We start from the raw sequence: 24,762 nt of genomic DNA, 5'->3' as shown, positions 1-24,762 counted from the left end.
ATAAAAACTAAGGCCGAACTGAAGGCGATTTTCTTCAGTTCGGCCGTCATTTCATGGACCGCAATGTGGGTTCATGTATCCGAAGTTTTCCTAGGGCTGTCCAACGAGCCCAATGTCTGCGATGGTTGCCTTATTGGACTTGGGTAGCTCGGTGATCATGAGCAGCAGGCCGTCGAATTGCTCGGGGGTTTTCTCCAGCTCGATGTCTTCCTTGCCGTTTTTGAACTTGCCTCTTGCCAGTTGGTACAGAGAGCCGGCCTGTGGGTTCTCTGGGTTGAAGCGGTCACGATTAACGCCATAGACGGCATATTTCGCCCCAGTCGAATTGGATTGCACCACCGGCAAGACTGCGAAGTGCGTTGGCGAATCGACAGTGACGAGGATGCCGGTGTCCTCCTCTTCGGTAGACCAGGTGGTGGCCGTTTTGCCGTCGATAAGCGCAGCGTCGTCCTTGTTATCAGGAACGGTAACCGCAGAGGAAGGCTGGAGACGCACCGGCGGGGTATCCGGAATGTCCGTGCTGCCGTGGATGGTTTCGCTGACCGGATTAGACGCCTTTACATCGCTGAGCAAGGACATGATCCAGGTGGTCAATGCAGCCATCGCTACGACGAAGATGGTGGCGAAGATACCGATAACGATGACGCCGGAACCGGAATAACCGCGGCCGCCGAAGCCAGGCTCTTGGGCCGGGTCATCCTCTTGGGCCGGTTCTTCTTCTGCCTTTACCGGCAAGGCCTCGGGTGCTTCCTCCGGTTCCTCCGGTGCGAAGTCGTGCAGGCGCTGGGCGATGCCGGCCAAGGTCAGCGCCTTTGCCTCCTGCAGCTGTTCCATCTTTTCCTCGCGGCTGTCCTCATCAGCACTATCGAGGGCAAAGTGCGCGTCCTCGACGCGCTGGGCGGCCTGGTCGGCCGAGAGGTTGGCATCTTCAGAAATATCGCGCAGCTTCTTCGGCGAAGGCTCCGTGGACTCCACGAGCAGCTCCAGGGCGGAGCTGAGGGCCTCGCGGTCGGTGGCGGCGGAGGTGCCATCCAGTACAGCGGGGAAGGCCACCTTGACTACACCGTCGGTAGAAACGCGGAAGCGGTCGCGGTGTTCCACTCCGAGGATGAGGCCGGCATCGTGGGCAGCGGCGGCGTCAGCAAATAGCGGCGCAGTAGCACGAGCCACAGAATGGGGGTCGAGGTTATCGGCCTCAGCCACCTGCTTGAGGGAGGTGCCCTCGAACCAATCCGCCACCACCAGGCAGCCCGTGCGGTAGGACAGGACTTGGATATTATCCGCCACGGTATCGAGCTCCAGCTCGGCAAGGCGGCGGGTATTGCGCGAAATCTCGGCGGAGCGGCGGGCGGCAACTCCCGGAGTCGATGGCGCAATCGGTGCCAGGCTATTGGTATCGACGAACGTCAACGCGACTAGGCGGCCGGTGGACTGCTCGCGTGCTTGCCAGAACTGTGCACCGGTGACCGCACCGTGATCTTGGAGCAAGCGGAAGCGACCATCCGATACCGGGGCGCCCGGCACGAGGCGTGGGCCGCGGACGATACCGGCGGACATTGGTGGCGGTACCAGGGTGGCATTGAAGGCATCCTGGGTGAATACCGGCCGGATTTCCGGCACGTCGGGCTCCTCCAGCTCGATAGCCTTGGAGGAATCGACCTTGATGAAGCGGGACATGCCCGGGATGCGCTGCAAGGCGCGGGCCAGGTTCTGGACCTCCGGCAAGGAGGACTTAGAGAGCACCAGGCCGGTGGCGATGAGGAAGATGACTCCAAGCACCGCGACCTTGATCAGCGAGACGATGGAGGGCAAATTCTCTGGAAGGAGGTAATTCACGCCCCAGTACAGCACCCAGGAGACAACCAAGCCTACGAGACCGGCACCAGAAGCCCACAGCACGGTCTGCGTGACGGCTTTGCCGCCGAGGCTGCCGAGCTTGCGCTTGAGCAAGAAGCCACCGATGACCGCACCGGAGACGAAGCCAAAGCCATTGGCCGTACCGAGCAAAATCACCACGCGGTCCGGGTTGGACGTCATCAACGGGGCCAAAAGCGTAAGGACGATCTTGGTCAGCGTGATGCCGGCGATGATGAAGGTCGGCGTCCAGGCTTCCTCGCGGGCATAGAACACGCGCAGGTGCAGCAGCACTAAGGCATACGGGATGAGCGTGAAGGCGGAGAAGCTGATGGTCAGGCCAAGCTGCTCGGCGCTCTCGGCGCCGTAGGCACCGTATTGGAAGAGGGCTCGGGCAATCGGTACACCAAAGCCGGTCATGAAAATGACGATGGGGATAAGCGCGATGAAGGTCAGCTTTGAGCCCAAGGTCAGATCGCGGACTACGGCATCAACATCGCCGTCGGCGGCGTTGCGGGACAGGCGCGGCATGATGGCCGTCAGCAGCGTCACGCCGATTACGCCATAGGGCACCTGCAGCATGAGCCAAGCATTCTGATAGACCAGTGGGGCGCCGGCATCCGCATAGGCGGCTACGCGGGAGGTGATCACGTAGCCCAACTGGGAGATAGCCACATAGGTGATGATGGCCAGAGCCATGCCACCGAATTGCTTGATGCGGGCATCCAAGCCCCACTTGGGGCGCAGGTTAATGCCGGCCTTTTTGAGGTACGGCAACAAGATGAGGCATTGCACCATCACCGCCGTGGTGGTGCCCAAGCCCAATAGCATGACGTGGGGATCGGCCACCGGGGTGGGCTCGTGCGGGTCGAGCTGGCCGGGCAGGAAGCGATAAGCCAGCAGCACGCTAATGGAGATGACGTTGTTGACTACCGGCGCCCACGCACCTGGACCAAAGATATTCTTAGTATTAAGAACGGCCTGGAAGAGGGCGAAGAGGCCGTAGAAGAGGATCTGCGGCAGCAATAAGAAGGCCAAGGAGGTTGCCTGCACGGCATTGGCCTTGGAATCTTCCGGCAGCATCATCCTCGTTAAGAAGGGTGCGAGCACCACGGAGGCGATGGTGACTATGCCCAGGATAGAAAAGGCCAGGGTAAATAGCCGCCGGACAAAGGTCTCGCCTCGGTCCGTGTCTTCTTTTTCGGCGCGTACGAGAACGGGCACGACCAGAGAGGTCAGCACGGCACCCAATACGATCTCGGTGACGAGGTTGGGGATCTGGTTGGCGCTACTAAACGCGGTGCCCACCGTGGCACCGAGGGTGGCGCCGATGAGCATCTGGCGCAGGAAGCCGGTGACGCGGGATAGCAGCGTCGCGATGGCCATCGTGCCCGTCGCGCGGATGACGTCCTGATTGGATGATTCGTTTTCCGCGTTGCGTCCAGTGAGCGCGGACTTGTCCTCCTCGGGAGGAACGGTGGTGTCCTGCACCGCGGGCGTGGGGCGCTTTTCTGGCACCGGAGCGGGAGGAGAGGCGCGGACGATGCGGCCGCGGGCACCCGCTGGGGCGGGGTGCTCTGCCGGCACGGCGGCATCCTTCGGGTCAACTACACCCGCAGGTGACTTCTCCACGTGTTCGGCCTCGCGGCCAGTTTTATCAGTCATAGAGGATACAACTTCAACTTACTTTTTAAGCCTTTGTGATTTTTTGCGCCGATGGCGGCCTAGCCGGAAGAGAGTGGCGAGGACCAGCGCAAGAGCGCCGGCTATGCCGACGCCATACACGCTTACGATACCGGCACGCGTTTGCACAGCGATACTGATCGGCTCCGAGATGGTTTGCTTTTCTGGGGTGGCAAGCCACAGGCCAATGTCTGTGCGATCGACGTCCTTAGGCATATCGGCGGTCATGGATACAGTAATAGAGCCCTTGGCCGGAATACGGACACTCTTGGGCGTGTTGAGGCGCGCGCCATCGGGGGCATCGTATTGCAGCTTGGCCTCCACCGGTAGCGGAAGCCCATTTTCTGCCACGATGAGCAGCGGCGATGACTCGGATACGCGGGTATAAACATTGCCCGGTGGGATAAGCGCCACAGAAGATCGCAGATCGCGCAAAGTATTCGAATGCACATCCATCGTGTGGGTGAACCTTCGCCGCGCTTCAGCATTACTGCCCAAGCTATCGCGGTTGGTCAGCGAGAGCGCGGCCAGCAAATCCCGGCGCAAAGGCAGGACGAATTCATAGGGAGTCAGTGCGATATCTGGATCATCGACCATGATATTCATCAGCTCATCGGTATAGCGGGCCTGCTGCTCCACGCGGACGATATCGGATTCGGCGAAGGCGGCGGGATCACTAAAGGGGCTGCCAGGCAGTGACCCCGGATCGGCGGTTTCCTGCTTGAGGCTGCCGACGGTACGCGCATGGGACTGGCCGGAATCGATGAGCGCTTCGGCGGAGTCAAGCGCGTATTCGGCGGCGCTGGGATCCAAGTAATTGGGCAAACGCGCCACAGTGTCATCGCTAGCGGCTAAACTCAACGCGGCGCCGCCGGTGATGGCGCGGGAAAGTTCGGAATCGAGCGAGTAGTCGTAGCGCAGCTCTGGGTTGGAATAGCCCACCGTCTGTGGTTTGGAGCCGGTTTGGGCGAGGAGGGCGCCCAGGGAGGCGTCGAAAGTCACGGCGCGGCCGGGCCACGAAGTATTATCAGCCACCAGTGCGGGCAGGGGCAGTTGTTGATCCACATAGCCGGAGCCAACCGCGAGGACAGAGGTGGCTGGCTTGGTGCCGAGAATTCGCTCGATGGTGTGGTTGCCGCGCTGCAGCCCCTCGTAGGTAAGGAAGGGATTATTCGCCTTGGCCACGGATGAAGCATTGGCGTTTGCCCACGGCATAGACATAAAGCAATCGAGTTCGCGCAGGCGCTTGAGCCAGCGGGCGGCATCCTCTTTGCCAGTGCCGGGTTCGAGGTGCACATCGTCGTTGTTATTGAACCACGAATCACGCAGGCGCTTAGGACGCTCCGCCTGAGCCGGGCGGGACGAACCCACCTTATAGCCCTCCGCCATGCGGTTGACCGTGTCCAAGAGTGCGGGATCGATGGCTACGCAGCCTGCCCCGCGCAGATCGTGGTCCGCATAGGTGCTCACCAAGCGATCGAGGCGGCCGCCCTCAGCCAGCTCGGTGGCTAGCTCATCGGAGGCGAGAATAAGGTCTTCTCCCCCAGCGCCGCCTGGTACCGAGTCGATATCGGCGCTGATGGGATAGACCACGGTGAGATCGTGGGGTTTGGGCTCCGAGGGGGCATCGCCAAGCGCCTGTTTCTTTCCCTGCACCTGGCCTATTAGGCGTTCTTCCGCAAAGCTGACCGCTTCGCCGCCGACAGTGCCGGTGAGGGTAAATAGCAGCGGATAGGCGCCGGCGTCTTCGATGGCTAGGGTCTGCTCGCCGTGTAAGGAGGTGGGAACCTGGAAGGTAACCTCTCGGGTTTCGCCCGGTTGCAGGGGCGCGGTGGTGGTGCTGGGGCCGTAATACGGGAATTCGCCGGTGGCCAGCTGCGTGCGAGCCTGTGCAGTACTCTCCACGGCATTGCCACGGCGGCTGGTCAGCTGGAGGTCTTCCATGGCTTCATCGGTGGGATTGTGCACCTGGAAGGTAAGTTTCAGTTCCTTGCCCACGGTGAAGGGTTCGGCCTTGATGAGATCGAGAGTGGCCCGCTCTGGTCCGCGCGCGCCCAACCATGCCTGGATATCCTGCTGTTTTCCCGCAGCCGAATCCATCTGCGCGGCGGCCTCTGGCAGCGGCAGGCCCAATCCCCACCCCGCTACCGCCAGGCAGCCGCCCACGGCGGCCCAAGACTTCAGGCGTTGGCGCATTACCGTGGGGTCACTTTCCCCGCAGCGGCTTCCTTTCGTGCGAGATCGGGAAGGAGATCATGCGCGATGCGCGCCAATTTGCGCTCGTCGGCGTAGGCCAAATGCTCGATGAGTTCAGAGACGGGAATCCATGCGACCTCGGTGACCTCCGGATCCTCATCGTTCATGATGCCGTCTACAAAGCGCAGCAAGTGATGGTGCACTGTCTTATGGATACGCACCCCATCAGAGACGAACCAATAATCAATCATGCCGAGGTCTGCAAAAACCTCACCGGAAATGCCGGTTTCTTCCCATACCTCGCGCTCAGCGGTGATTTCTTTGGCCTCGCCATTTTCTACGTGGCCTTTAGGCATGGACCACAGCAGGCGTCCGCGACGGTCGAGGCGGCCGATGAGCGCCACATAAAGCCGGGAAAGATCTACCTGGCCAGTGGCATCGACACACTCCGCCAAACCAGAGACAACAAGGCCGCCGGCGGAGGTTTCATCGCGGGTTTCCATGGCCGTGGATTGGCCATTGCCACCGCGGTAGGGCCTGCGCTGCTGAGTGCTGCGGCGCGCGCGATTATCCGGCCGGCGGCGCCGCCTGCGCCGGGACCGGTTACGGTTGCGGCCGCCTCCCTTAGAGGGGCCCTGTTCTTGGTTAGTCATCCCTGCCAATCGTAGTAGACTCTCACCCGTGAATTTTCAGGACACTCAGCTAATTGGCGTTCTTGCCCGCGCGGAATCCACCGTCTCCTCCCTCAGCGACCTGCTGGGCGGTTTGGTGGAGAAATTTGCCGCCCGTGGCTATTCGCTCTACCTTGTGGGCGGCTCTGTGCGCGATGCGCTTTTGGGCCGCTTGGGAAATGACCTGGACTTTACCACTCCGGCCGGCCCGGACGTGGTTAAAGAGATCTTGGATGAGTGGGCTGAGACCGTGTGGGATACCGGCATCGACTTCGGTACCGTCTCCGCGGCCTATAAGGGTCAGCAGATTGAGATCACCACCTTCCGTTCCGATTCTTATGATGGCCAGTCCCGCAACCCTGAGGTGGTCTATGGTGACACCTTGGAAGGTGACCTAGTGCGGCGTGACTTTAAGGTCAATGCGATGGCCATCGAGCTGCTTGCCGACGCCTCTTTTACCTTCCACGATCCCCTCCACGGCCTCCAGGATGTGGCCGACCGGGTGCTCGATACCCCGGACAAGCCGGAAATCTCCTTCCACGATGATCCGCTCCGCATGCTGCGGGCGGCGCGTTTTGCGTCCCAGCTGGAATTTCGCGTCGCCGATCGGGTGGTAGATGCCATGCGGGATATGGCCGGCGAGATCCAGCGCATCACCGTAGAGCGCGTACAGGTGGAGCTGGATAAGCTTATCTGCGGCACTGCACCGTGGGACGGCATTGACCTGCTGGTTTCCACCGGAATTGCGGACTATATCTTTCCGGAGATCCCCGCACTGCGTATGACCGCGGATGAACACGCGCAGCACAAGGACGTTTATGCTCACTCGCTGAAGGTGCTAAGTCAGGCCATGGACCAAGAAGAAGATGGCCCAGACCTTGTCCTGCGCTGGGCGGCGCTTCTACACGATATTGGCAAACCGGATACCTTTGATAACACCGATGGCAAGGTCTCCTTTCACCACCACGAGGTGGTGGGCGCCAAGCTTGCCCGCAAGCGCCTGCGCAAGTTGAAGTACCCCAAGGCCACCACGGAGGCCATCGGCCAGCTGGTGTACCTGCACATGCGCTTCCACGGGTTCGGGGAAAATCAGTGGACCGATTCTGCCGTGCGCCGCTATGTCACCGACGCCGGAAATCTCCTCCCCCGTCTGCATAAGCTGGTGCGCGCCGATTGCACCACCCGCAATGCTAAAAAGGCCCGTCGACTCCAGCGCACCTATGATCAGCTTGAGGAGCGCATCGAAGAGATCGGCCGCAAGGAGGACCTGGCTCGCGTGCGTCCGGACCTTGACGGCAACGAGATTATGGAAATCCTCGGTCTTCAGCCCGGCCCTGAGGTGGGCCAGGCATGGTCTTATCTCAAGGAGCTGCGCCTAGAGCACGGCCCCCTCGAGCGCGAGGAAGCGATTGCGAAGTTGCGCGAGTGGTGGGATTCTAAACAGTGATGTTTGCCGATAGATTATTTAACGCCCTCGAGCGCAATGACCCCGCCCCCGGCCAGCTTCTTATCGCTGCTCCGGGCATGCTTTCGCCGGAATTCGCCCGCTCCGTCATCCTCGTCATTGAGCACAATGACATTATGACCTTCGGCGTGGATCTGACCAAGCGCTCTGAGGTAGCTATTTTCAATGTGCTGCCGGAATGGCTTTCCGTGGTGGCTAAACCGCAGGCGCTGTATATCGGCGGTCCGCTCAACCAACAATCCGTTGTTGGGCTCGCGCAGACTAAACAGGGCGTCGATGTGGACAAGCAAGATCGGCTCACCCGCCTCGCACCGCGCCTGGCACATGTGGATCTGCGCGCGGACCCAGAAGAGATCGAGCCCCTAGTTTCTGGCATGCGTATGTTTGCCGGCTATGCCGAATGGGGCCCGGGCCAGTTGGAGGAGGAAATCGAGGCCGGCGAATGGTTCGTCTCCCCTGCCCTTGCCCAAGACGTTATTACTCCAGGTCCGGCCGATCTCTGGGCCGATGTTATGAAACGTCAGCCCATGCCGTTGCCTCTCTATTCCACATATCCAGTCAACGTGGAAGACAATTAATTCCTATCGCGCTGCAGGCAATGGGCTAGACTAGCCCGCATGCGCCCGGATATTTCTCAAGGATTAAGAGATACCTGGGCCGCCGCGATCGGCCTTATTCCCCTCGGCCTAGCCTTCGGCCTACTCATGGTCCAATGCGGTTTCAGCTGGTGGTGGACGCCGATTTTCTCCCTCGTCATCTACGCCGGCTCTATGGAATTCTTGGCCATTTCCATGGTTACTGGTGGGGCTTCCGCCTTTGCTTCGTTGGTTACCGGATTCATGGTGAACTTCCGCCATATTTTCTATGGCCTCACCTTTCCCCGGCACCGCATTCATTCACGGGTGGGCCGGGCTTATTCCACATATGCGCTTACCGACGAAACCTATGCCATCGTCTCCTCCCTCCCCGCCGAGGAGCGCCCGAGTGGGAACCGAATACTCACCATCCAAATCTTTTGTCAGGTCTTGTGGGTAGGCGGCGGCATCGTCGGTGCCCTCGCCGGCCGAGTGATTCCCTCTTCCGTGCAGGGAATGGAATTCGCTCTGGTTGCCCTTTTTGTCGTGCTTGCAATGGATTCCTTCCGCAGTAACCAGGACTTTTCATTGCCGTTAAGTGCTGTGGTGGTGGGAATCCTTGCTGCAGTCTTCGCCCCAGGACAACTGCTCATGGTGGGGCTGAGTGCCTACTTCATTCTGCTTATTATCCGCTACGCATCTCCCCGCATCGATGCCGCTATTGGCTTGCGTAGCCGCGGCGAGTCTACGAGATTCCGGGAGGAACGCTAATGCCCGCTGGAGTTACGCTTGCTTCCATCGCCGCAGTGTTGGTCCCCGTCGGCCTTATTACCGTTGTGCTGCGCCAGCTTCCCTTTTCCTTTGTGAAATGGATGAAGGATAGCCAGTTCTTTTCATTGCTGGGCATGATGATGCCTGTAGGTGTGATGACCATTTTGGTGGTTTATACCGTCTACGGGCAGGCTGGTGCCCCTGGGGGCATCTGGGCGGCTCTCCTCGGCGTGGTAGTAACCTTCCTGCTCCACCTGTGGAAGCGTGAATCAGCGCTGTCCATCTTCGGAGGAACCGCCTTTTATATGCTTCTCGTTAACGTTGTCTTGTAGGCACCGTGTTTGAACCCTAAAGGCCGAACTTGGCGGTAGCTTCGGACCATAGGGCGTCGAAATGAGATTGGTCCACGTAGTGGGCGCTAATGTCTGGAAACTCATCGTAGGTATCCGGGTGCGGGACAACCTCTTGCGGCTGATCTACGTTTCCCGTGGAACTGGTCGGGGTAGCCACACCAACTATGGCATCTGAGGGATCCAGGGCGATCATGCGGACCATTCGACAGCTGCGCGCATCTTGCTCCTCCATTTCCGCCATATGGATGGCCGAGCCTACGCCGGGCACGGTTAGTTCAGTTCGTACGTATAGATAATTCGCCATAGGACCTAAGTGTAGCTACGTGGTGGCACGCTGGGCGTAGCGGGATGCCAGCCACGAACACATCATTAACTGGACCTGGTGGTAAATCATCAACGGCAGGATAAGTAGACCAAGAGACGTTCCCCCAGAAGCAAAGATAACCGAGGCCATGGGTAGGCCCGTGGCTAGTGACTTCTTCGATCCACAGAACTCGATTGCGACTGTATCGGCGCGCTTGAATCCCAATTTTTCACTCACCTTCTTGGTGAGCCACAGCATGAAAGCAACGAAGATCGCTGCGAAGGCGACAAGGAAGGCCAACTCCCATATTGAGATGGAGGACCAAATTCCGTCTACTACGCCTTTGGAAAAGGCAGAATACACCACCATGGCAATGGAGCCGCGGTCTACCACTTTGGTGGCCTTGCTTTGGGCGAATTTGCCAACCCAGCGCCGAGTCAGCTGACCCAGGATAAAGGGAGCCAGCAGCAAGAGCGCGATTTCTCCAAATACGGAAGTGTCGATGTGGACTCCTCCCCCGGTACCCATGAGGAGCATAACCAGCGAAGGGGTAATAAATACTCCGACCAAGTTAGAAGTAGATGCTGACACGATTGCGCCTGCAACGTTTCCCTTCGCAATGGAGGTAAAGGCAACCGAAGATTGCACGGTGGACGGTACCAGCGTGAGAAACAAGATCCCCAGGTACATATCGTGCGAAATGAAAGCGGTAAGCGGTCGTAGCGCTATACCTATGAGCGGGTAGACCACAAAGGTGAAGGCCAGGATCGTTAGGTGTAGGCGCCAATGCTTAAGCCCATTGAGGGCCTCTTGAGTGGAGAGCCTAGCGCCGTACAAAAAGAAGAGGAAAGCGATCGCAACATTTGTTAGCTGGCCGAATGTCTCGGCAAAAACCCCACGAGCTGGTGCAATGACCGCAAGGAGGACCGCCAAGATGATGAGCACTATGAGGGGGTCGGGTTTCTTTAAACTCTGCAGCATTCTAAAAGTTTAAACCTTGCCCCTCCTTCTGCCCGGGAAATACTCGGGCCAAAAATATGCCTTCTGTGGTTTCACGTGAAACCACATAGGGAGGAATGCACCCTAGGTCGTAGTGACATTAGAGCCGTCTTGCTTAACTTCGTATCCTTCCAAGGGGTCGCGGCCCGGTCCGGATATTACGCTTCCATCGCTGAGGTCATAGGAGGTGTTATGTGCGGTGCAGGTGGCCGTCATGCCATCGATCTTGGTGATCGGATTGTGCTGGTGCGGACAGGTCTGGGAATAGGCCTTGAACTCACCTTCTTTCGGCTGAGTAAAAATGACGCCATCTACAATCTTCGCGGATCCGACTGGAATTTCCGTAGCTGCGATTTCCGCGGACGGAGAAGAACCACAGGCTGCTAGGTAGGCACCTGCGAAAGTGGTAGCGGTACCGAGCAAGAAGATTCGGCGAGAGCACTTATTCATGCCCTTAGTCTAGCTGGTGGTGATGGTGGCTTGTGACTCAGCCGTGTAGCTGAGCGAATTTAGAGTTTCACGTGAAACACAGAAGTTAACTAACCAGATAGCCCTCCCATGTTTCAGGGGAGCCAGTGGGTGTAGGAGTGAGTTCATAGGTGCCAGATTCAATGCCTAAATCATCGACGATGCTATGGGCCGACTGCTGCCCCTCCGCTACCGGTGTGGATGTTGCCTCTTTGTGGCCTTGCTCGTTATAAGCGCCAATGGCAAAGGTCGAAGCGGCGATGGCTGCGAGGGCGGTGCTTTTCTTCATATGTATCATTTTGCCCAGCGGAGGCCTCTGATGCTCTTTACTTTCTGGGTTCCCCGGAAGCTTTACGCAATCTCCATCGTTATTGGCAGTAAGGCGAAAAGTACGGTAATCCAATTATTAACGTAGCCTAGCGTTGAATTGACCAATATATTGAAAGAGTGACGGGATATCGTAAGTGACGGAACAAGAAGATGTAACGAGCCTGACCTATAACGTCACTGTGACTGTCGGGAAACATCCAATGAGCTATTCAAGCGAGAGGAAATAGCTACAAAAATTCCCCCTCTGGATGAGGCGTAATTCTTATCCAGAGGGGGGCGGTTGTGCAGCAGGCGCTGCTATCTGTCAGATTCTCGTGCGGCGTGACGGAGTGCGTCGACATCGACCTGCGGTGCAGAAGCCGCGGCAGCCTCTTCCCCACCGCAACCGTCGGAGCCACAATTGCAGGAATCCCCACAACCTTCTTCACTAGCGTGTGCCTGTTCGTAGAGGAACGCGGCACGCGAGCCGAGGTTGGAACCTACAGATAGGGCGAGAACTGCCGCCACAAAGGTAAGAACCGGAAGGAGCCACATCCAGCCCTCAGCGCTAAGCGCGACGATTCCACCGAAAATTAGGCAGACACCGCTGAGGATCCAGAATGGACCAGCGATGCGATGGGCGTTATCCCACGCTTCGCGAGACTTGCGGATTTCTTGCAGTCGCAAGCCAATGTAGTTATTTCCGGGTAGGCGCTTGGTTGAGGCCATGGTACCTACAACGATGAGGAAGACGGCGAGGATGAAGAAGATGATTCCCACTGCGATCATGTATTCAGTTTAGCCTTGTAGTGCTGAGATAAAAATTGCGCCTAGGCCGAGTGCTCTGTCGCTGTGTGCGCTCAGGTAGTATGCATTTAAGGTCGATTGATAGATATTGAATCGACCTTGGCCTCCGCACTGCGCTGTTTCACCTCGGTCGTTTAGTCCTAGAGGTAGAGCACCCGATCTGATTGTAAGTATATGAATCTCAAGAAACTCTCGGAATCTTTGTTGTTCCGCATTATCGTTGCCATCATCCTTGGCGTGGTGGTCAGCCGATTCGCGCCAGAATGGTTTGGTCGCGTATTCGCCACCTTCAATGGACTATTTAGCAACTTCCTCAACTTCTTTATCCCGGTCCTTATTTTCGCGCTGATCGCTCCGTCCATTGCGGGTCTCGGGCGTGGTGCCGGTAAGTGGCTGGGGGTTACAGCGGGGATTTCCTATGGCTCCACTATTGTCGCCGGTCTTCTTGCCTACGTGCTTGCCCACTGGCTCTACCCCACCATGCTTAGTGGTCAGAATCTGATTACTAATGTCTCCGATATTGATGAGGGTGCACTCTCTCCCTACTTCGAGGTGGAGATGGCGCCGCCTTTTGAGGTTATGACTGCCCTCTTGTTGTCGTTCTGCATCGGTGTAGCTATGACTACCGTGAAGTCCGATACCTTGTACGCTGTCACCAAGGAATTGGAGAACGTCGTAGTTAAGGTAATCTGGGGCTTTGTTGTGCCGATTTTGCCCTTCTATATCTTTGGCATGTTCTTGGGATTGGGCATGAATGGCAATCTGGGCTCGGTACTTTCGGCCTTTGCCAAGGTTTTGATTTTGGCGGTTGTCATGACCCTAGTTTACTTGGTCTTGCAATACATCATTGCTGGTGCGATTACTGGGAAGAATCCCTTCAAGGCGCTTCGCAATATGCTGCCGGCTTATTTCACGGCTTTGGGAACCTCCTCTTCTGCCGCGACTATCCCGGTGTCCTTGGAGTCTACGCTTAAGAATGGCATTTCAAAGCCGGTGGCAAGCTTTGTCATTCCGCTGTGCGCGACCATCCACTTGTCCGGTTCGATGATTAAGCTGACGCTCTATGCCTTCGCAATCGTGTATATGGCAAACCTTGATATTAGTACCGGTACCGGACTTGGCTTCATCTTCTTGTTGGGAATCATGATGATTGCTGCTCCGGGCGTTCCGGGCGGTGCCGTCATGGTGGCGGCCGGCCTTCTGGCAGACATGATGGGCTTTGATGATGGCATGGTGGCGCTCATGATCGCCGCCTACATCGCCATCGACTCGGTCGGCACTGCCGCCAATGTCACCGGCGACGGTGCTATTGCGATGATCGTGGACAAATTCGCAGGCGACAAGAAAGACCCCTCCGAAGAGGAATCTGCAGAAGCAACCGCGTAGAGGCTCACCAAAACCACACCCCTCGTTCAGCTGTCGAGAGCTGACGAGGGGTTTAATGCGTTGTGGGACTATTTCCGTGTCGCCGCCTTCATGCGGGTGACAAACTCAGCGAGTTCTTTGTGCAGCGCGGGGTCCACGCGAGCGCGGCTTGGGGTCCCTTCGATTTGGGTCCGCTCTGCAGCGGTTTCACGTGAAACGTGGCGATCAATGATTTTAGTAATGGCCGAGCCAGTAATAGCCCCCTCCGCTCCGGCTGCCACGGCATCGCGCACATGCTCGGGTGCTGAAATGCCGAAGCCGAGCAGTACCGGCGGGCCATCGAATCTTTTGATGTTTGCTACGACTTCTTCAAGACCGATGGTTTTAGATTCTCTTTCGGTACCTGTAACGCCGTCGCGCGAAATGGCATAGATATAACCCCGCGAGCTGTGAGCGACGCCTTCGAGGGTGCTCGCGGTGGCACGAGCCGGGGCGATGAAGATCGGATCTATGCCGGGCTTTTCTGCTGCAGCGATGAATGGAGCGCCTTCGCGTACGGGGACGTCGGGTAGCAAGATGCTATCCGCGCCTGCCTTAGCGAATTCGGAATAGAAGTGCTCGAAGCCGCGCGTGAAAGCCACGTTGCCATAGATCAACATGCCAATGGGAAGCTCAGGGAATTCTGAGCGAATCGTCCGCACCTGTTCTAGGGCGGAATCTACGGTGGCGCCAGCCGCTAGCGCTCTAAGGTGAGACGTCTGAATGGTCGGTCCATCGGCCACGGGATCAGAAAATGGGACGCCCAGTTCTAGTGCATCAGCACGGGCAGCGACAACGGTTCGTACAATGTCCAGCGTGTCCTCCGGGGTGGGATCGCCCAACATGAGGAAGGGGACGAACGCGCCCTCTCCCCTTTCGCGCAGTGATCGGAATAGGTTCTCGTATCGATTGCTCATTAGTGCTTCTCCTGCAGTTTAAATTCTGGGTGGGCCTCAAGTGCGCGGCGAACATGGTCGATATCTTTATCGCCGCGACCAGACAAAGAGACCACAATGGTGATGTCCTCATCCTTCCGTTTCAAGGCATAAGCAAGAGCATGGGAAGACTCAAGGGCGGGAATGATCCCTTCCCGCTGGGATAGCAGTTGGAACGCTTCCAATGCCTCGGCGTCTGTAATGCCAACGTATTGTGCTCGGCCGCTGGAGTGAAGGTAAGCATGCTGTGGACCGACTCCCGGGTAGTCGAGTCCGGCGGAAATGGAGTATGACTCTTCCACTTGGCCGTCTGCGTTCCTCATGAGGTAGCTGCGTGCGCCGTGGAGTATTCCTACGGTCCCGTTGTTGATGGTGGCACCGTGCTTGCCGGAGTCCAGTCCTTCACCGCCCGGTTCAGTGCCGACGAGTTCCACTTTTTCCTCCGCAATGAAGTCTGCGAACATACCGATTGCATTGGAACCGCCTCCGACACAGGCGACGACTACATCCGGCAGGCCGCCGGTACGCTCAAGCATCTGCTGCTTAGCTTCTTCGGAAATGACCTTATGGAACTCCCGGACGATAGTCGGGAAAGGGTGTGGCCCAGCCGCAGTGCCGAGGAGATAGTGGGATTCATGGAACGTAGCGGTCCAATCGCGGAGCGCTTCATTCACCGCGTCCTTAAGCGTTCCGGACCCGGTATCAACGGCTACGACTTTCGCGTTCATTAGCTCCATACGGAAGACATTGGGCTGCTGCCGCGCGACGTCTTTTGCCCCCATATAGACCACACACTCGAGCCCTAAGAGTGCGCAAGCCAGTGCGGTGGCGGTGCCGTGCTGGCCCGCTCCCGTTTCTGCAATGATGCGAGTCTTTCCCATACGTTTGGCGAGGAGGGCCTGTCCGAGGACTTGGTTCGTCTTGTGCGCGCCACCGTGTACGAGGTCCTCACGTTTGAGGAAGATCCTCGCCTTACCGCCTAAATTTTTTGCCTCTGTCAGTGGCGTGGGCCGGCCAAGGTAGTCACGCAGAAGGCCGCTGAGCTCTTCGCGAAAGGACGGGTCATTCTGTGCTTCTACAAAAGCCTTCTCAAGTTGGTCGAGGGCGGGGATAAGGGATTCTGGGACGAACTGTCCACCGAATTCACCAAAGTATGCTGGAAGGAGTGTTTCACGTGAAACGGTCATGATCGTGTCCTTTCTATGGGTGTGTATAGCGTCGGATGATGTGGAAGGCTTGGGACACAAGCGAGGAATCCTTGCGGCCGGGTGCGTACTCTAGACCCGAATTGAGATCGAGCCCCATCGTGCCGATCGACAGAGCCTCTTCGAGGTTGTCTAACCGGAGGCCACCGGCGAGGAAGGATTTATCCTTAACTTCAGGGGGGATAGTGCTCCACTCGAATGAGCTTCCTGACCCGCCGCTTCCGGAGTCCAGGACTAGCGCTTCTACTTCTGGGACAAGGTCAGTTGCCAGTCCTGCGAAATCGGGGCTGAGCATATCGACGGCACGCCAGACGGATAATCCGCCCGCGACGCTGCGTACCTGGCGTAGGAATTCTCTTTCCGCTTCCCCACTTCCTTGGAATGGGGTGTGGAGCTGAAGTGCCTTGAGTCCTGGGAGCTCAGAAAGTCTCTGTAGCTCTTCGATATCCGAAGAACGTGTCACGGCCACGTAGTCCAGACCCGGCTCTGCGGAGATGATGTCACGCGCGGTTTCACGTGAAACAGTGCGCGGCGATTCCCGTACGAAGATAAGTCCTCCGTAGCGGGCCCCTGCAGCACGCGCCGCTTGCGCAGCGGAGGCAGAGTTAAGCCCGCATACTTTATTGCCACCGTAGACAAGATCGCGAGCGGCGCGATCGATATCCTCTTGGCGGCTGAGTTGTGAGCCTACAAGGAATGCGTGCACGTGAGAGCCCAGCCGGCGGACGGTGGCATTGTCGCGGATTCCGGATTCCGAGACGATCGTTTTTCCTTCAGGGATATGGCTAGCGAGGCGCTCGGTTCGTTCTAGGTCGATGCTGAGATCGTGGAGGTTGCGGTTATTGATACCGATGATGTCGCCACCTAATTGCAGCGCTCGTTCCACCTCTTCCTCGGTGATGGCTTCAGTCAGGACGTCTAACCCCAGTTCATCAGCCAGCGCCTTGAGTTTAACGTAGGTGTCATCATCCACGATGGACATCATGAGCAAGATGGCATCGGCTCCGTAGTGTCGCGCGGCGTAAACCTGAATGGGGTCAACAATGAAGTCTTTGCACAGCACCGGCAGGTGGGTAGATTGGGCGACGGTTTGCAGATGGTCATAGTCGCCGCCAAAGCGCGCAGGCTCGCACAGCACCGAAATGGCGGAGGCATAGCGTGAGTAGATGCGAGCGATATCGCCCGGACGGTAGTCCGCGCGAATCAACCCCAGGGATGGCGAGGCAGACTTACATTCCATGATGAAGCGATTGGTGCCATCGAGGGCTTCGACAAGCGAACGCTCCGAAGGCGGTACGCTAGCGAGGTCCACGTAGGACAACCTGTCGCGAATGGCCGGCAGATGAGTGCGGCGCTGGGCGACGATCTCTTGTAGCACGGTTGGCAATTCCTTCGCCGTCATTAGTTCTTCTCCCCTACCGCATAGTTGGCGCTTTCGTGGATATGGAGCCACTTTTCGACAGCGCCGCTATTAATCAGATCCTTAGCGTGAGAGACTCCTGCTGCGATACTCCTCGTGGTCCCGTTGAGGTAAAACATGGCTCCGGCGGTGGCAGCGATGGCGTCCACGTGTGCGGGCTTACCTCGGCCGGCAAATACCGCGCGGAGGGCTAAGGCATTTGCAGCGCCATCCCCACCGGCAAGCTCCGCGAGCTCGTGGCGCTCGATACCGAGCTCTTCAGGGGTGAGCTGGTAGGTGATAATGTCGCCGTTCCTGAGCTCCCAAGCCTGCGTGGTGCCATGAGTGGCAATCTCATCCGTGCCGGCTCCATGGACGACTAAGGCGCGCTCGCGGCCAAGTTCTCGAAAGACCTCTGCAATGAGTTGGCCTTGATCTGGGTTTGCAATGCCCATGATTTGGAGTGATGGGTGTCCTGGGGACAAGAGCGGGCCGAGGGTATTAAATATGGTTGAGATGCCCAGTGCCTTGCGCACCGGTTGGACGTGGGCGATGGCTGGGTTGTAGGCGGGGGCGAAAAGAAACGTAAAGTTCGAGGCCTCAAATTGGCGGACCGCTCGGGCGGCGTCTAAGTCGAGCGGAATATTAAGAGCCTCGAGTACATCCGCAGATCCGGACTTGGAAGAGACCGAGCGGTTGCCGTGCTTGATCATCTTCACTCCCCCTGCAGCGGCGACGAGCGAGGCCCCCGTCGTGATATTGATGGTATTTGCGCCATCGCCCCCAGTGCCGGCCGAATCCATAAGGCCTTTTCCGGTGATGGGGAAGGGATAGCCCACCTTTAAGAAAGCCTTGGCGGCGCCGGCAACGTCCGCGAAAGTCTCGCCCCGAGCCCGGATATGAGCGAGCAATGCCGCGATATGGATATCGTCGTAGGCGCCCACGGCCAAGGGGGTAAATAGCTCCGTGGCTTCTTCGATGGTGGGTTGTGGATTGCTTAGATAGGCCTGAAAGGTCCGCAGTGGTGTTCGGCTCATTTTAGTTTTCCTTCTCCATAGTGGTGTGGGTAGATAGTTGGTGAATGCAGCGTTGGAGCATTACGGGTCCAGTGGGTGTGAGGACGGATTCTGGGTGGAATTGCAGACCTAGCCCCATACCGTCTTTTGTCTCCGCGGCCATCACTACTTCGCCGATATCTGAGGAAGTGTGTGCTAGGCAGCGCATCTCGTGCGGGATATCCGTACAGCCGAGCGAGTGGTAGCGTGCCACCGGAATCTGTGTGCCGAGACTATTTGGTTGATCAGGTTCGGTATCGGTGGCAAGCCCTTGGAGTACGGGATGCTGAACCCCGGCTGGCGTGAGAGTCATCGGAACGGATTTCCCGTGTACCGGGCCGCAGGACGCAACTGCCCCACCGTGGTATTCAAGAAGCGCTTGGAAGCCGAGGCAGACGCCGAGAATGGGAGTGGTGCCCAGGGTGGCGTCGATAAGCTCCATCATGCAGCCGGCCGACCGTGGATGGCCGGGGCCGGGGGAAAGCACAATTACGTCGGGCCGCGCCCCCAATACTTCATCGACCGCAACGGTGTTACGAAATACTGTGGTATCGAACCCAGCTAGGGCATCGACGAGGTTATAGACAAAAGAATCGTGGTTATCCAGAAGGACAATGTGTGGCGAACTCATCGCTGCACCTCCAAGTCGGCACCGTGTGCTACGGCAATGGCATTGAGCACGGCGTAGGCCTTATGCACCGTTTCATCGGCCTCGGCCTGTGGGACGGAATCTTTGACAACACCGGCACCGGCTTGCACTACTGCGGTGCCGTCTTGGACGTAGGCGGAGCGGATGACAATGCAGTTATCCATGGCGCCATCGCCGCGCAGGTACCCCACCGCCCCGCCGTAGGATCCGCGGCGTGTCCCTTCCGTTTGCCGCACCAGCTCGGTGGCACGAAGCTTGGGCGCGCCCGTCAGGGTGCCCATGTTCATACAGGCCCGATAGGCATCGAGCGCATCGAAATCTGAGTGGAGCGTTGCCGTGACTCGGGAGACCAAGTGCATCACACGGGAGTAGCGGTCCACCTGCAATAGCTCTGCCACCTGGCGGCTACGAGGAACGGCTACCCGCGCGAGATCATTGCGTGCTAGGTCTACCAGCATCGTGTGTTCCGCAATCTCTTTGTGGTCAGTACGCATCTCTAATTCATTGCGGATATCAAGCTCATGGCTGATGCTCCCATCCGGGCGCAGCCCGCGCGGCCGAGTGCCAGCGATGGGGTAGAGCTGCACTCTCCTATCTTCCGGCGTGAACCTGAGATTGGATTCTGGCGACGCGCCAAATAGCTCATAGCCGTCGCCACGAACGTAAAACATATAGGGCGAAGGGTTAGTGTCTCGTAACGTCCGGTAGGCCGCGAGGGCGCTTGGACATTCCAGCGCGAAGGAACGCGCGGGCACTACTTGGTAGATATCGCCGGCGTGAATCTTGCGTTGGAGCTTTTCCACGTCTGCGCGAAACGTTGCGTCATCCGCATCAGCCACCGCACGGATCTTGCTTCTCTGTGGTGCCGTGGGGCGTGGGGTCTCCGGCCGCGTGGCTAGGGAATCAAGTTCCGCTTTAAGGTGGTCTTCGTCGATATCCCAGCCCTCTAGGCGCGCAGTTCTTTGCAGGTGGTCTACCTCCAGGACCGTTTGAGCCACCAAGAACTCATAGTCTGGGTAGGAATTCGGCCCCGGTTTAACCTCGGGGAGATCTTCGAAGGTGGCCAGGTAGTCATAAGCGAACCCGCCCCCTAGAAATGGTAGTAGCGGAGAGGAATAGGTGGCCTCTAATTGGAAGAATCGCAGAATGTCAGCGGTTGATTCAGCAAGGAGTCGCTGCCGCTCGTCGGGTTCGGCAGAAGGCGGGAATTCGAATACAGCGGTAGTAGTTTCACGTGAAACTAGGCGGTGGCGGAACCGGTCTCGGAGAGGAGGAAGGAGCACCTCCCCCGCGTTGGTGAGGGCCCGCACCTCCACCCTGTGGCCATGGCACGTGACTCTGAGTGCTGCCTTGAGGATGGCGAGACAGTTGAGGTTTTTCTTAGTCTCGATGTCTGCGCTTTCGAGCAACAGGGAGTCGTGCGGTTGCGCGAGCGCGTCAAATGTGGCGGCCGCATCGCTGTCGTAGGGTATGTCGCGGGTAGCCGTGTATGGCATTGCAGTGCCCTTTCGGAGAGGGTGGGTATGGGAAACGAAAATTAAGCTTCCACGAGCACAGGCACAAAAACGCCAAAAGGCCCGCAGAATGCGAGCCTGAAAATAGGTTGCGAAAGATGGCCCGCGGGTTACGCGCGCCACCACCAAGCAGTAGTCATGTTCTTCATGGCAGCTACTTTAACCCAAATTTCTATAACTCGGAAGATATTGCCGATAAATATTCTTACAGCCCGAGCTGGCTTTCTCGCAGAAGAAGCCGTATTCGGGACTTTAAAGACTTTAAAGAAACGAGTGGGGTACTGTTGGGTGCATTAACAAAGGGAAGAAAGGTGATGTAAATGACTATGAGTCCTAATGAGGTAGTGGCAAAGGTTCCTACCCAACTTTTGATTGGAGGCGAGTGGCGAAAGGCATCTTCCGGCGAGACTTTCACGGTGGAAAATCCCGCCACCGGAGAGACCATTGCTACTCTCGATTCTGCTAATTCCGCTGATGCGGTAGCCGCTCTAGATGCTGCTTGTGCGGTGCAAGATGAGTGGGCACGAACCACTCCGCGCGAGCGGGCGAATATCCTCCGCCGGGCCTTCGAGCTGGTACACGAGCGCGCCGATGAGTTCGCGACGCTGATGACACTTGAAATGGGAAAGCCTTTTGCCGAGTCTCAAGGTGAGGTCACCTATGGTGCTGAGTACCTGCGCTGGTTTAGCGAAGAGGCAACGCGCGATTATGGCCGCTATTCCCCCGTTCCGGAGGGCACTTTGCGTATGGTCACACGCCGCAAGCCGGTCGGGCCATGCCTGCTAATTACCCCATGGAACTTTCCCCTCGCGATGGCCACGCGCAAGGTGGCGCCTGCTGTTGCGGCAGGCTGCACCATGGTTCTGAAACCGGCCAAGCTCACCCCACTGACTACGCAGTACTTTGCGCAAACCATGCTCGATGCCGGCCTGCCCAAGGGCGTGCTCAATGTGGTTTCCGGAAGCTCTGCCTCAGCCATTTCGGAGCCTTTGCTTGCCGACGATCGCCTGCGCAAGCTTTCCTTCACCGGCTCCACCCCAGTGGGCAAGACTCTACTGAAGGGTGCCGCGGATAATGTGCTGCGCACCTCCATGGAGCTGGGCGGCAATGCTCCGTTCATCGTCTTTGAGGATGCGGATATCGATCAGGCCGTAGCAGGGGCCATGGGTGCGAAGATGCGCAATATTGGTGAGGCCTGCACTGCGGCCAACCGTTTCATAGTGCACGAGTCCGTGGCGGAAGAGTTTACGCAGAAGTTGGCGGCGGAGTTTAACAAGCTCGTCGTGGGCAATGGCCTGGACGAAGGCGTTACCTGCGGTCCCCTCATTGAGGCCAAGGTGCTCGACAATATTGCCGCCTTAGTGGATGACGCAGTGGAAAAGGGCGCCACCGTTGTTACCGGTGGCAAGCGTGGCGAAGGTGAGGGTCACTTTTATGCCCCCACGATCTTGAGCAATGTTTCACGTGAAACCCGCGTGGCCCAGGAGGAAATTTTCGGCCCGGTTGCACCTATCTTTACCTTCAGCGAGGAGGCGGAAGCCCTAGAGTTAGCAAACGAGACGGAATATGGTCTTGCGTCCTATGTTTTTACGGAAAACTCAGACCGCCTGTGGCGCGTGGCCGATGGTCTCGAATTTGGCCTGATGGGATTCAATGCCGGTGTCATCTCCAACGCCGCTGCCCCATTCGGCGGCGTCAAGCAATCCGGTTTGGGCCGCGAAGGTGGCGCCGAAGGTATTGAGGAATATACCTCAGTTCAATACCTGGGCATCCGTGACCCTTATGTCAATGTTTAGAAACGCAAGCGTCTGAAAAGACACACAGGCCAGCCGGGCTCCCTTTCGGGGCCCGGCTGCGGCTTAATAATGTAAACATTCATTAAAAATGAGCCCGTTTTCCCGAACTAAAGCATTTATCCTGCTCAAACCGTCAATATTGTTTGCATTGGGCTGCAAAAAGTGAGGCCGAACAAGACCAAGAGAGCCTTTTGATTAACCATTGAAGCTTGAGGGGCGTATAGTTCCTCTCCGTATAATTTAATTCGTATTTCCTTCGACTGCGCAGCGTGGCCTCATGGCCTGCTCGTGGAGAGGGAATTTTCTTTTTGTTATTTGGAGTGAGTATATGACGTCTACTGAATCTGCAGCGGCTAAGCCGCAGCTGATTACACCCACGTTCGTTCTCGCGTGGGTGGCTAATTTCTGTCAGTTTTTGGTCTTCTACCTGTCCGTGACCACCATGGCCCTCTACGCGGTAGAGAGCTTCGGGGCATCGGATACCGTGGGTGGTTTTGCCTCCAGCGCCTTTGTTCTGGGCGCGACGTGTGTGCGCGTATTCTCGGGCTGGCTCGTGGACCGCGTAGGCCACAAGAAGGCCGCGCTGACCTCTCTAGTCTTCGTCACAGTTGTTGCTGTGGCGTATTTTTTTGCACAGAACGTCGCCGTTCTTATCATTGTCCGTTTCCTGCACGGCACGGGTTACGCTTTGACCTCCACCGCGCTTATGGCGGTGGCACAGTCCGTCATTCCGCACGAGCGCCGCGCGGAGGGTACTGGCTACTTCGCCCTCGGTACTACCTTGGCAACGGCCTTCGGCCCAGCACTCGGCCTCTTCTTGGCTAATAACATTGGCTACAACACGCTCTTTGCTGTAGCGCTAGGCGCTAATGTCGTGTCTTTGGTCCTGGCCTTGGTGCTGCGCTACCCAGCTGAGGTTTCTGCCGAGAAGCCGGCCTTTACGCTGCGCAATGCAGTGCACCCCAACGTGGTTCCCATCGGTCTGTTTATGTTGCTGGTCGGAATCGCCTACTCCGGTGTGGTCACCTATCTCAACGCTTATGCGCGCAAGGAAGACCTTGTTACCGGTGCAGGTCTGTTCTTTATTGGTTACGCAGTAACCATGCTTATCATGCGCTTTGTTTTGGGCCGCATCCAAGACCACAAGGGCGATAACGCCGTGATGTACCTCGGCCTGGCAGCCTTTGTTATCGCCCTGCTCCTCATGGGCTTCCCCACCAACGACGTCATGCTGGTGGTTGCAGGCGCCTGCACCGGCCTAGGTTTCGGTACCCTCAGCCCCGCCTGCCAGGCTATCTCTGTGCGCTCGGTACCCGCCGCACAGATGGGCGCGGGCATCTCCACCATGTTCCTCCTGATGGACCTAGGCATTGGCCTGGCTCCGTTCGGCCTAGGCCCCATTGTTGGGGCAACCGGCTTTGACACCATGTACCTCATCCTTGCGGCCCTCGTAGTCATCGCAGCCATCTACTACTTCTTTGTGCACGGTCGCTTCCCCAAGGCCAAGGGGCACCATCTACACTTCGACGAAGGTAAGTAACACGGCACTCCCCTGTTAGCCTGAAGCATTAAAAGCACACCAGCCACCGAGGTTGGTGTGCTTTCGCTTTAGGTAGACCGTGCGGTTGTAGTTTGAGGGTCCGGAGGCTGGGGGTCGCGCGCAGCGCAGGAACGGAAAACTCGCCGAATAAGAGTCCAGGGTGTAGGGCTAGGCGCGCAGACTGTTGTTCTGGTGAGGGGGCAAGCAGCCAGCCTCGATTACGCGCTGGGCAAGGGTACGGTTGCCCATTTTGGCGGCAAAGGTGATGCGCATAGTGATGTCATGGTTGGGTGGCGCATCTATTGTGATGCTGTCGCCGGGTTGGATGCGGCCGGGGGAAATAATGCGCAGATAAGTACCGCAATCGCCACGGGCGGTCCAACGCTTGAGCCACCCGCGCTCCCCTAGCCAGCCGGCAAAAGTGGAACAGGGTTGGCGGGGAACGGATACCTCAAGTACAGCGGTGCCGATTCTTAGGCGTTGGTTAATGAGTAGAGCGGACAGGTCAACGCCTTGGGTGGTGAGGTTTTCACCAAAGCAGCCAGACGCCAGCGGGCGGGAAAGCTCGGATTGCCAGTAGTTCAACTCTTCGCGGGCGTAGGCGTAGATGGCTTTATCATTGCCGCCATGATGTTGGGTGTCACCAATTATATCGCCGTGCACGCCGGAACCATCGCCATAATGGGGGCCGGGCGCGGCCACATCGATGAAAGGTTGCGGTTGCTTGTCGATGCCCGAAAACTCGTGCCGCCCGCTCGGGTCTGGCCGGCGGACGGCGACATTGGTGGAAATGACCTGCATGCCTGCCAC

At 57.8% G+C, this 24,762-nt stretch carries 22 protein-coding genes; 7 read left to right on the top strand and 15 right to left on the bottom strand.

Annotated elements, in window-relative coordinates; translation table 11 throughout:
* Window positions 1-90 precede the first annotated feature (90 nt).
* From murJ to ACLI1M_RS11615, 3 genes are read right to left on the bottom strand one after another with little or no spacing between them, the layout of a single operon-like run.
* Window positions 91-3,519, bottom strand: coding sequence for a murein biosynthesis integral membrane protein MurJ (murJ, locus tag ACLI1M_RS11625; protein WP_248100267.1), 3,429 nt, complete (start codon window positions 3,517-3,519; stop codon window positions 91-93).
* A gap of 18 nt (window positions 3,520-3,537) precedes the next feature.
* A complete protein-coding gene (locus ACLI1M_RS11620) occupies window positions 3,538-5,733 on the bottom strand; it encodes a DUF6049 family protein (RefSeq protein WP_248100266.1) in 2,196 nt (731 codons plus the stop codon).
* Entirely contained in the window at window positions 5,733-6,386 is a 654-nt protein-coding gene (locus tag ACLI1M_RS11615) for an NUDIX hydrolase (RefSeq protein WP_248100265.1), read from the bottom strand. Before ACLI1M_RS11615 ends, ACLI1M_RS11620 begins: the two co-directional genes overlap by 1 nt.
* Before the next feature lie 28 nt (window positions 6,387-6,414).
* Between ACLI1M_RS11615 and ACLI1M_RS11610 the strand changes: the two genes are divergently transcribed.
* Genes ACLI1M_RS11610 through ACLI1M_RS11595 form a run of 4 tightly spaced genes read left to right on the top strand, consistent with a single transcriptional unit; the run spans window position 6,415 to window position 9,547 of the window.
* Window positions 6,415-7,851, top strand: a complete 1,437-nt coding sequence (locus ACLI1M_RS11610; RefSeq protein WP_248100264.1) for a CCA tRNA nucleotidyltransferase — start codon at window positions 6,415-6,417, stop codon at window positions 7,849-7,851.
* Window positions 7,851-8,447, top strand: coding sequence for a YqgE/AlgH family protein (locus ACLI1M_RS11605; protein ID WP_248100286.1), 597 nt, complete (start codon window positions 7,851-7,853; stop codon window positions 8,445-8,447). The genes ACLI1M_RS11610 and ACLI1M_RS11605 overlap by 1 nt, the downstream gene beginning before the upstream one ends.
* Before the next feature lie 39 nt (window positions 8,448-8,486).
* A complete protein-coding gene (locus ACLI1M_RS11600) occupies window positions 8,487-9,215 on the top strand; it encodes an AzlC family ABC transporter permease (protein WP_248100263.1) in 729 nt (242 codons plus the stop codon).
* A complete protein-coding gene (locus ACLI1M_RS11595) occupies window positions 9,215-9,547 on the top strand; it encodes a branched-chain amino acid transporter permease (protein ID WP_023020177.1) in 333 nt (110 codons plus the stop codon). Before ACLI1M_RS11600 ends, ACLI1M_RS11595 begins: the two co-directional genes overlap by 1 nt.
* A gap of 16 nt (window positions 9,548-9,563) precedes the next feature.
* On the opposite strand, the gene ACLI1M_RS11590 is transcribed toward ACLI1M_RS11595, so the two are convergent.
* The 5 genes from ACLI1M_RS11590 to ACLI1M_RS11570 all read right to left on the bottom strand — a co-directional run bounded on the left by ACLI1M_RS11590 (window position 9,564) and on the right by ACLI1M_RS11570 (window position 12,437).
* Window positions 9,564-9,872, bottom strand: coding sequence for a hypothetical protein (locus ACLI1M_RS11590; protein ID WP_023020176.1), 309 nt, complete (start codon window positions 9,870-9,872; stop codon window positions 9,564-9,566).
* A gap of 15 nt (window positions 9,873-9,887) precedes the next feature.
* Window positions 9,888-10,853: a bile acid:sodium symporter family protein gene (locus tag ACLI1M_RS11585; protein WP_411706585.1), complete on the bottom strand. Its 966-nt coding sequence runs from the start codon at window positions 10,851-10,853 to the stop codon at window positions 9,888-9,890.
* 102 nt (window positions 10,854-10,955) lie between these two features.
* The gene (locus ACLI1M_RS11580) at window positions 10,956-11,321 is read right to left on the bottom strand and encodes a Rieske (2Fe-2S) protein (protein ID WP_248100259.1); all 366 of its coding nucleotides are present in this window, start codon (window positions 11,319-11,321) and stop codon (window positions 10,956-10,958) included.
* Window positions 11,322-11,406: 85 nt separating this feature from the next.
* The gene (locus tag ACLI1M_RS11575; RefSeq protein ID WP_084278937.1) at window positions 11,407-11,628 is read right to left on the bottom strand and encodes a hypothetical protein; all 222 of its coding nucleotides are present in this window, start codon (window positions 11,626-11,628) and stop codon (window positions 11,407-11,409) included.
* A gap of 338 nt (window positions 11,629-11,966) precedes the next feature.
* Window positions 11,967-12,437 carry an SdpI family protein gene (locus ACLI1M_RS11570; RefSeq protein WP_023020172.1) on the bottom strand — a complete coding sequence of 157 codons (471 nt, stop codon included), beginning with the start codon at window positions 12,435-12,437 and terminating at the stop codon, window positions 11,967-11,969.
* Window positions 12,438-12,629: 192 nt separating this feature from the next.
* Here ACLI1M_RS11570 and ACLI1M_RS11565 point away from each other — a divergent pair, with 192 nt between their 5' ends.
* Complete coding sequence (locus ACLI1M_RS11565; RefSeq protein WP_086588375.1) at window positions 12,630-13,841, top strand: dicarboxylate/amino acid:cation symporter; 1,212 nt, start codon at window positions 12,630-12,632, stop codon at window positions 13,839-13,841.
* Window positions 13,842-13,909: 68 nt separating this feature from the next.
* Here ACLI1M_RS11565 and trpA read toward each other — a convergent pair whose 3' ends face one another.
* The 6 genes from trpA to ACLI1M_RS11535 are packed head-to-tail and all read right to left on the bottom strand — an operon-like array spanning window position 13,910 to window position 20,598.
* A complete protein-coding gene (trpA, locus tag ACLI1M_RS11560) occupies window positions 13,910-14,776 on the bottom strand; it encodes a tryptophan synthase subunit alpha (protein ID WP_248100257.1) in 867 nt (288 codons plus the stop codon).
* Window positions 14,776-15,981 carry a tryptophan synthase subunit beta gene (trpB, locus tag ACLI1M_RS11555; RefSeq protein WP_023020169.1) on the bottom strand — a complete coding sequence of 402 codons (1,206 nt, stop codon included), beginning with the start codon at window positions 15,979-15,981 and terminating at the stop codon, window positions 14,776-14,778. The genes trpA and trpB overlap by 1 nt, the downstream gene beginning before the upstream one ends.
* A gap of 13 nt (window positions 15,982-15,994) precedes the next feature.
* Entirely contained in the window at window positions 15,995-17,401 is a 1,407-nt protein-coding gene (gene trpCF / locus ACLI1M_RS11550) for a bifunctional indole-3-glycerol-phosphate synthase TrpC/phosphoribosylanthranilate isomerase TrpF (RefSeq protein ID WP_248100255.1), read from the bottom strand.
* Window positions 17,401-18,435: an anthranilate phosphoribosyltransferase gene (gene trpD, locus ACLI1M_RS11545; protein WP_248100253.1), complete on the bottom strand. Its 1,035-nt coding sequence runs from the start codon at window positions 18,433-18,435 to the stop codon at window positions 17,401-17,403. The genes trpCF and trpD overlap by 1 nt, the downstream gene beginning before the upstream one ends.
* A gap of 1 nt (window position 18,436) precedes the next feature.
* Window positions 18,437-19,084, bottom strand: coding sequence for an anthranilate synthase component II (locus ACLI1M_RS11540; RefSeq protein ID WP_411706584.1), 648 nt, complete (start codon window positions 19,082-19,084; stop codon window positions 18,437-18,439).
* Window positions 19,081-20,598 (bottom strand): anthranilate synthase component 1, encoded by a 1,518-nt coding sequence (locus ACLI1M_RS11535; RefSeq protein WP_248100248.1) that lies wholly within the window; start codon window positions 20,596-20,598, stop codon window positions 19,081-19,083. Before ACLI1M_RS11535 ends, ACLI1M_RS11540 begins: the two co-directional genes overlap by 4 nt.
* Window positions 20,599-20,936: 338 nt before the next feature.
* Between ACLI1M_RS11535 and ACLI1M_RS11530 the strand changes: the two genes are divergently transcribed.
* A complete protein-coding gene (locus ACLI1M_RS11530) occupies window positions 20,937-22,412 on the top strand; it encodes an NAD-dependent succinate-semialdehyde dehydrogenase (protein ID WP_411706583.1) in 1,476 nt (491 codons plus the stop codon).
* Window positions 22,413-22,740: 328 nt separating this feature from the next.
* The gene (locus ACLI1M_RS11525) at window positions 22,741-23,952 is read left to right on the top strand and encodes an MFS transporter (protein WP_411706582.1); all 1,212 of its coding nucleotides are present in this window, start codon (window positions 22,741-22,743) and stop codon (window positions 23,950-23,952) included.
* Window positions 23,953-24,120: 168 nt separating this feature from the next.
* On the opposite strand, the gene ACLI1M_RS11520 is transcribed toward ACLI1M_RS11525, so the two are convergent.
* Entirely contained in the window at window positions 24,121-24,753 is a 633-nt protein-coding gene (locus tag ACLI1M_RS11520; RefSeq protein ID WP_248100244.1) for an MOSC domain-containing protein, read from the bottom strand.
* Between the last annotated feature and the right edge of the window lie 9 nt (window positions 24,754-24,762).

It is taken from the genome of Corynebacterium sp. LaCa54, from assembly GCF_046717495.1.
GTDB classification, from domain to species: Bacteria; Actinomycetota; Actinomycetes; order Mycobacteriales; family Mycobacteriaceae; genus Corynebacterium; species Corynebacterium kefirresidentii.
Note: the sequence above shows the minus strand (reverse complement) of the source record. Positions and strands in the feature narration are given on the sequence as shown.

Bases quoted from the DNA above. Each gene is read 5' to 3' on its own strand.
- ACLI1M_RS11595 (WP_023020177.1), top strand. From the start codon at position 9,215: ATGCCCGCTGGAGTTACGCTTGCTTCCATCGCCGCAGTGTTGGTCCCC.
- ACLI1M_RS11615 (WP_248100265.1), bottom strand. From the start codon at position 6,386: ATGACTAACCAAGAACAGGGCCCCTCTAAGGGAGGCGGCCGCAACCGT.
- ACLI1M_RS11570 (WP_023020172.1), bottom strand. From the start codon at position 12,437: ATGATCGCAGTGGGAATCATCTTCTTCATCCTCGCCGTCTTCCTCATC.
- ACLI1M_RS11585 (WP_411706585.1), bottom strand. From the start codon at position 10,853: ATGCTGCAGAGTTTAAAGAAACCCGACCCCCTCATAGTGCTCATCATC.
- trpD (WP_248100253.1), bottom strand. From the start codon at position 18,435: ATGAGCCGAACACCACTGCGGACCTTTCAGGCCTATCTAAGCAATCCA.
- ACLI1M_RS11520 (WP_248100244.1), bottom strand. From the start codon at position 24,753: ATGCAGGTCATTTCCACCAATGTCGCCGTCCGCCGGCCAGACCCGAGC.
- ACLI1M_RS11580 (WP_248100259.1), bottom strand. From the start codon at position 11,321: ATGAATAAGTGCTCTCGCCGAATCTTCTTGCTCGGTACCGCTACCACT.
- ACLI1M_RS11535 (WP_248100248.1), bottom strand. From the start codon at position 20,598: ATGCCATACACGGCTACCCGCGACATACCCTACGACAGCGATGCGGCC.
- ACLI1M_RS11620 (WP_248100266.1), bottom strand. From the start codon at position 5,733: ATGCGCCAACGCCTGAAGTCTTGGGCCGCCGTGGGCGGCTGCCTGGCG.
- ACLI1M_RS11600 (WP_248100263.1), top strand. From the start codon at position 8,487: ATGCGCCCGGATATTTCTCAAGGATTAAGAGATACCTGGGCCGCCGCG.
- trpA (WP_248100257.1), bottom strand. From the start codon at position 14,776: ATGAGCAATCGATACGAGAACCTATTCCGATCACTGCGCGAAAGGGGA.
- ACLI1M_RS11525 (WP_411706582.1), top strand. From the start codon at position 22,741: ATGACGTCTACTGAATCTGCAGCGGCTAAGCCGCAGCTGATTACACCC.
- ACLI1M_RS11530 (WP_411706583.1), top strand. From the start codon at position 20,937: ATGACTATGAGTCCTAATGAGGTAGTGGCAAAGGTTCCTACCCAACTT.
- trpCF (WP_248100255.1), bottom strand. From the start codon at position 17,401: ATGACGGCGAAGGAATTGCCAACCGTGCTACAAGAGATCGTCGCCCAG.
- murJ (WP_248100267.1), bottom strand. From the start codon at position 3,519: ATGACTGATAAAACTGGCCGCGAGGCCGAACACGTGGAGAAGTCACCT.
- ACLI1M_RS11605 (WP_248100286.1), top strand. From the start codon at position 7,851: ATGTTTGCCGATAGATTATTTAACGCCCTCGAGCGCAATGACCCCGCC.
- ACLI1M_RS11540 (WP_411706584.1), bottom strand. From the start codon at position 19,084: ATGAGTTCGCCACACATTGTCCTTCTGGATAACCACGATTCTTTTGTC.
- trpB (WP_023020169.1), bottom strand. From the start codon at position 15,981: ATGACCGTTTCACGTGAAACACTCCTTCCAGCATACTTTGGTGAATTC.
- ACLI1M_RS11575 (WP_084278937.1), bottom strand. From the start codon at position 11,628: ATGAAGAAAAGCACCGCCCTCGCAGCCATCGCCGCTTCGACCTTTGCC.
- ACLI1M_RS11565 (WP_086588375.1), top strand. From the start codon at position 12,630: ATGAATCTCAAGAAACTCTCGGAATCTTTGTTGTTCCGCATTATCGTT.
- ACLI1M_RS11590 (WP_023020176.1), bottom strand. From the start codon at position 9,872: ATGGCGAATTATCTATACGTACGAACTGAACTAACCGTGCCCGGCGTA.